The organism is Streptomyces sp. NPDC004561 (assembly GCF_053602155.1).
Genome location: NZ_JBSGDB010000624.1, coordinates 1 through 4,379, shown reverse-complemented (window position 1 = coordinate 4,379; position 4,379 = coordinate 1). Strand labels below are relative to the sequence as shown.

Here is a 4,379-nt window from a genome sequence, read left to right as displayed (position 1 = left end):
GGCCGGGCAGCGTGGCATGGCTGCCGCGCCGGTCGGTCGCGACCAGACCGCCGCGGCGCAGCACCTCCAGCGCCTGCCGGACGGTCTCCCGGCTGACCCCGAAGTGCGCGGCCAGGTGCCGCTCGCCCGGCAGCCGTTCGCCGGGTGGGATCGTGCCCTCGCGCAGTTCGTCGAGCAGCAGCGCCGCGACCTGCGCGTACAGCGGCCGGTCGGTGGTCTGGGACGGATCGTGCGGGGTGGTGCGGGCCATGCCGCGCCTCCTGTTGGTGACAAGACGTAGCCGTGCGGGCTCATTGCGCGACCACAATTAGCATTGGTCTAAACCACAAGGGAAGAGCGGTCCGCCGGTTCGGCCGAAACCCACCCGCGCGATCTCCGGCCACCCGGCGCCGGGGCGGCCGGTCACAGGGTGCGGTAGAGGGCGTCTATCAGCGCCATCTTCCGGGGGTCGTCCGCGATGCGCGGCCCCATCCGGTTCATCACGTAGCCCAGCGAGACGCCCGCCTCCGGGTCGGCGAGCCCGCACGAGCCGCCGAACCCGTCATGACCGAAAGCCCGCGGATTGGGGCCGTACGAGCCATGGGGCCCGCTCAGCCACAGGCCGAGCCCGGCCTCGGTCTCGCCCTCGAACCCCGCGCCCAGCACCAGGTCGCGGCAGCTGCCCTGCCCCTCGCGCACCCGCTCCGCGGCCTCCGGAGCGAGGACGCGCCGGCCGCCCCAGGAGCCGCGGCCGGCGAAGACGCCGTAGAGCGCCGCGACCGCCCGGGCGGTGCCGTGCCCGTTCGCCGCCGGGATCTCCGCCGCCCGCCACGCGGGCGTGTTGGCCTCGGCCGCACCGACCAGCGGGTTGGCCAGCGCCGCGACGGCGGCGGGGGCCAACTGGCTGAAGACGGCGGCCTGTTGATCGGCCGAGGCGGTCGGCGGACGCACCAGCTCGGCCGCCCGGCCGGACTCCGCCGCGGGCAGGCCGACCGTGAAGTCGATCCCGAGCGGTCCGGTCACCTCCCGCCGCAGGAAGGCGCCCGGCAACAGCCCCGAAACCCGCCGTACGACCTCGCCGACCAGGAAGCCGTACGTCAGCGCGTGATACCCGGACCGCGTCCCCGGCTCCCACCAGGGCTCCATGGCCGCGAGCCGCGAGGTGGTCGTCTCCCAGTCGTACAGGTCGTCCAGGGAGTGCGGCTCGCGCAGCCCCGACAGCCCGGCGCGGTGCGACAGCAGATGCCGTACGAGCACCTTGTCCTTGCCCGCCGCCGCGAACTCCGGCCAGTAACCGGCCACCGGTGCGTCGAGGTCGAGCAGTCCGCGGTCGGCGAGGATGTGCGCGCACAGCGCCACCGGGCCCTTGGTGGTCGACCACACGTTCACCAGCGTGTCCTTCTCCCAGGGGCGGGCACGGGACGGGCCGGCCCAGCCGCCCCACAGGTCCACCACCGTCTCCCCGCCGACGGTGACCGCCACGGCGGCGCCCAGTTCGCCCCGCTCGCGGAAGTTCCCCTCGAACGCCTCCCGCACCGCGGCGAACCGCGGATCGCAGTGGCCGTGGACCGGTACCGCCTGTGCCTGCCGTACCTCGTGCGCGGACATGGGCCCTCCATGATCGCCGGGAGCCCGGGCCGCGACGCTGCGACCCGGGCACCCCGAACGTACCGACTGGTCGGACTGGAGGGAAGGGGGGATTTCCCCTCAGGCGTACGACCGCAGCCGGCGCACCTTCGCCGCCTCGTGGAAGGGGCCCCCGCCCTCGTGGTGGGGCAGGTCGAACAGGGCCATCGACAACCGCCCTTGCGAAGGGGGAATGCGTCAGGCCACCGTACGCGGCGGGCCGATGACCGGCGGGCAAGCGCTTGCCGGCCTTCCGGCGCCCGGATCACGCGCCGCCTCCGCGGTGGCCGCCCCTCAGGCCCTCGGCTGGGTCCACCTCGGTCCCGTGCGCGCCCACTCCCGCTCCCACTCGGCGAGCCGGTGGCGCAGGGCGATCCTGCGCTCCAAGGCGTGGCCGAGGAGCACCACGCCCCCGGCGCCCGCCGCCGCGCAGATGCCGACGGTGACCGCGTGCTGCCAGATCGCCACGGCGTCCGGCGGCGGGGTGACGTTGCGGCCCCGGGAGTCGAACCACACGGAGACCGTGTCACCGGGCCGGGTCCCGGCCGGGACCCGCGCCCAGGCGGTGCGGGTCCCCATGCCGGGCTCGGTCCAGCGGACCTCGGCGCGGTACGGATGCGCGCGGTCGCCCTGCACGGTGGGCACCCGTCGCGGTGGATCGCCGAACACCGTGGCACGCACCTGGTGGCGGGCGGCCCGCTCCGCCGCCGCCACCGCCTCGGCCCGGCCATGGGCGTGCAGTCCCGCGGCCACCCCGACCAGCGGCGCCACCACGAACAGCAGGACGGCGACGACCAGCACCGTCCATGCCTCCGCGACATCCGACCGGCGCCGCAGCGGATTGCGCCGCCAGCGCCAACCATGCACCCGGGTACGCATGTCCACCTCCTCGCCGGCGCCGCGACCGGAGAGCGGGACGAGCCGGTTCACCGGCCCGCCGTGCCCGCCCCCGGCCCACGCACACGAGCGTCCACACCCGTCACGTACCCCGTTCGGCGCACCTCGTTCACGCGGTGAACCGCGAGTTCAGGCCCACCTGAAGCACGGAACGGGCCATGCGCCCCACGATCGCGCGCCCTGCCGGCCGCCGCGACCCGGGCTTCGGCGGACCTAGCCGAAGCGCTCGATACGGATGCGCTCCACCGGCTGACCGGCCTCGACGAGCAGCCGGGAGGCATGTTCGGCGAACCCGTTCGAGCCGCACACGTAGGCCTCCCACCCGCCGGGCGGCCGCTCGGCCAGGAGCGGCGCCACATGCGCGGCCGCCATACGCCCCACCGGCACCCCGGGAGGGGCGCTGCGGGTGAACACCGGCGTCGTCTCCGCGCCCAGCTCCCGGGCGTAGATCAGCTCCTCGGGGCTGCGCGCGGACACCAGCATCCGCAGCGGCACGCCCAGGCCGTGCGCCCGGTGGTGCCGGACCATCGACATCAGCGGTACGACCCCGGAGCCGGCCCCGATGAGCAGCGCGGGCCGGTCGCCCGGCCAGGCGAAGAAGCCGCTGAGCGGACCGCGCACCTCGACGGTGTCCCCGGGCCGCGCCACCGTGTGGAACCATCCGGAGACCTCGCCGTCCGGCACCCGGTCCAGGGTCAGCTCGATGTGCCCGGAGCCCTCCGGCGCCGACGCGATGGAGTAGTGGCGCTGTGCCGTGTAGCCGTCCTCGGCGGTCAGCCGCAGCAGCAGGTGCTGGCCGGGCAGATGCCCCGCCCAGCCCGGCACCGCCAGGCGGAAGGTGGCCGCGTGCGGTGTCTCGTGCCGGATCTCCGTCAGCGTGGCCGGCTGCCAGAGCGCCGCGGCCTGCTCGCTCACGGCGATGCGTCCGGGCACCGCGAACCGTGTCGTGGGACCGCCCGGGCCGGGGGCGGTCGCGCTCGTCGTCACCGTCTCAGTCACCGGAGTACCGCTGCTCCTCCCACGGATTGCCGCGCGCATGGTAGCCGTTGCGCTCCCAGAAGCCCGGCTCCTCGTGGTCGAGGAGCGTGATGCCCGCGATCCACTTGGCGCTCTTCCAGAAGTAGAGGTGGGGCACCAGCAGCCGCGCCGGGCCGCCGTGCTCGGGCGGCAGCGGCTGCCCGTCGTACTCCCAGGCGATCCAGGCCCGTCCGCCGGTGAGGTCGGCGAGCGGCAGGTTCGTGGTGTAGCCGGTGTGGGAGCGGGCCAGCGCGTGGGTGGCGGACCCACGGGGCCGCACCACGTCGAAGAAGGCGTCGAGCGACCCTCCGCCGAACCGCACGCCGAACTTCGACCAGCCGGTCACACAGTGGATGTCGCCGGCGTAGGCCGAAGCCGGGAGCGCGCGCGCCGTGTCCCAGTCCCAGGTGTGCGGCCGCTCGACCAGTCCGTCGATGCGGAAGGACCAGTCGGCCGGCGCGAGGTCCGGCGTGACCTCGGCGGACAGGACGGGCCAGTCGTCGCGCGCGTCGTACTGCCCGGGAGGCAGCCCGGGGTTGTGCCGGCGCGGGCGGCCCGTGAAGCCTCGCGTGACGTTCATGCTTCAACCGTACGCTGTCGTTCCGGGTGCTCCGTCCCAGGTCACCGCCGGGATCCTCGCGGCCCCGCGAACTTCCGCCGGCGCCGGGAATACCCGTGCGGCGCCGGTCCTTGGCGTTCGGTGCGGGCACCGGTAGGCCGGTGGGAGTGCGAGAGAAGCGAGGAACGAGGATGCGGGTGCATGTCCACAGGACCGTGATCGAGGGGGCCGCGTGAGCCCCACCAGCAGCCGGGCCGGCTCCGGCGGGCCCGCCGACGGCACCGCGCACGTCCTCGACAAC

The 4,379-nt window shown here is 74.9% G+C and carries 5 protein-coding genes; all 5 read right to left on the bottom strand.

Annotation, left to right across the window (positions count from 1 at the left end; all coding sequences use genetic code 11):
* Positions 1-250: winged helix-turn-helix domain-containing protein (locus ACWEN3_RS42250; RefSeq protein WP_452982800.1), on the bottom strand; the 250-nt coding region annotated here is incomplete at its 3' end.
* Between the two features lie 152 nt (positions 251-402).
* Positions 403-1,587: a serine hydrolase domain-containing protein gene (locus tag ACWEN3_RS42245; protein ID WP_452982797.1), complete on the bottom strand. Its 1,185-nt coding sequence runs from the start codon at positions 1,585-1,587 to the stop codon at positions 403-405.
* A 312-nt stretch (positions 1,588-1,899) separates the two neighbouring features.
* Positions 1,900-2,484 carry an Rv1733c family protein gene (locus ACWEN3_RS42240; protein WP_452982794.1) on the bottom strand — a complete coding sequence of 195 codons (585 nt, stop codon included), beginning with the start codon at positions 2,482-2,484 and terminating at the stop codon, positions 1,900-1,902.
* A gap of 231 nt (positions 2,485-2,715) precedes the next feature.
* Positions 2,716-3,501 (bottom strand): ferredoxin reductase, encoded by a 786-nt coding sequence (locus ACWEN3_RS42235; RefSeq protein ID WP_452982792.1) that lies wholly within the window; start codon positions 3,499-3,501, stop codon positions 2,716-2,718.
* Positions 3,494-4,099 carry a sulfite oxidase-like oxidoreductase gene (locus ACWEN3_RS42230; RefSeq protein ID WP_452982789.1) on the bottom strand — a complete coding sequence of 202 codons (606 nt, stop codon included), beginning with the start codon at positions 4,097-4,099 and terminating at the stop codon, positions 3,494-3,496. Before ACWEN3_RS42230 ends, ACWEN3_RS42235 begins: the two co-directional genes overlap by 8 nt.
* Between the last annotated feature and the right edge of the window lie 280 nt (positions 4,100-4,379).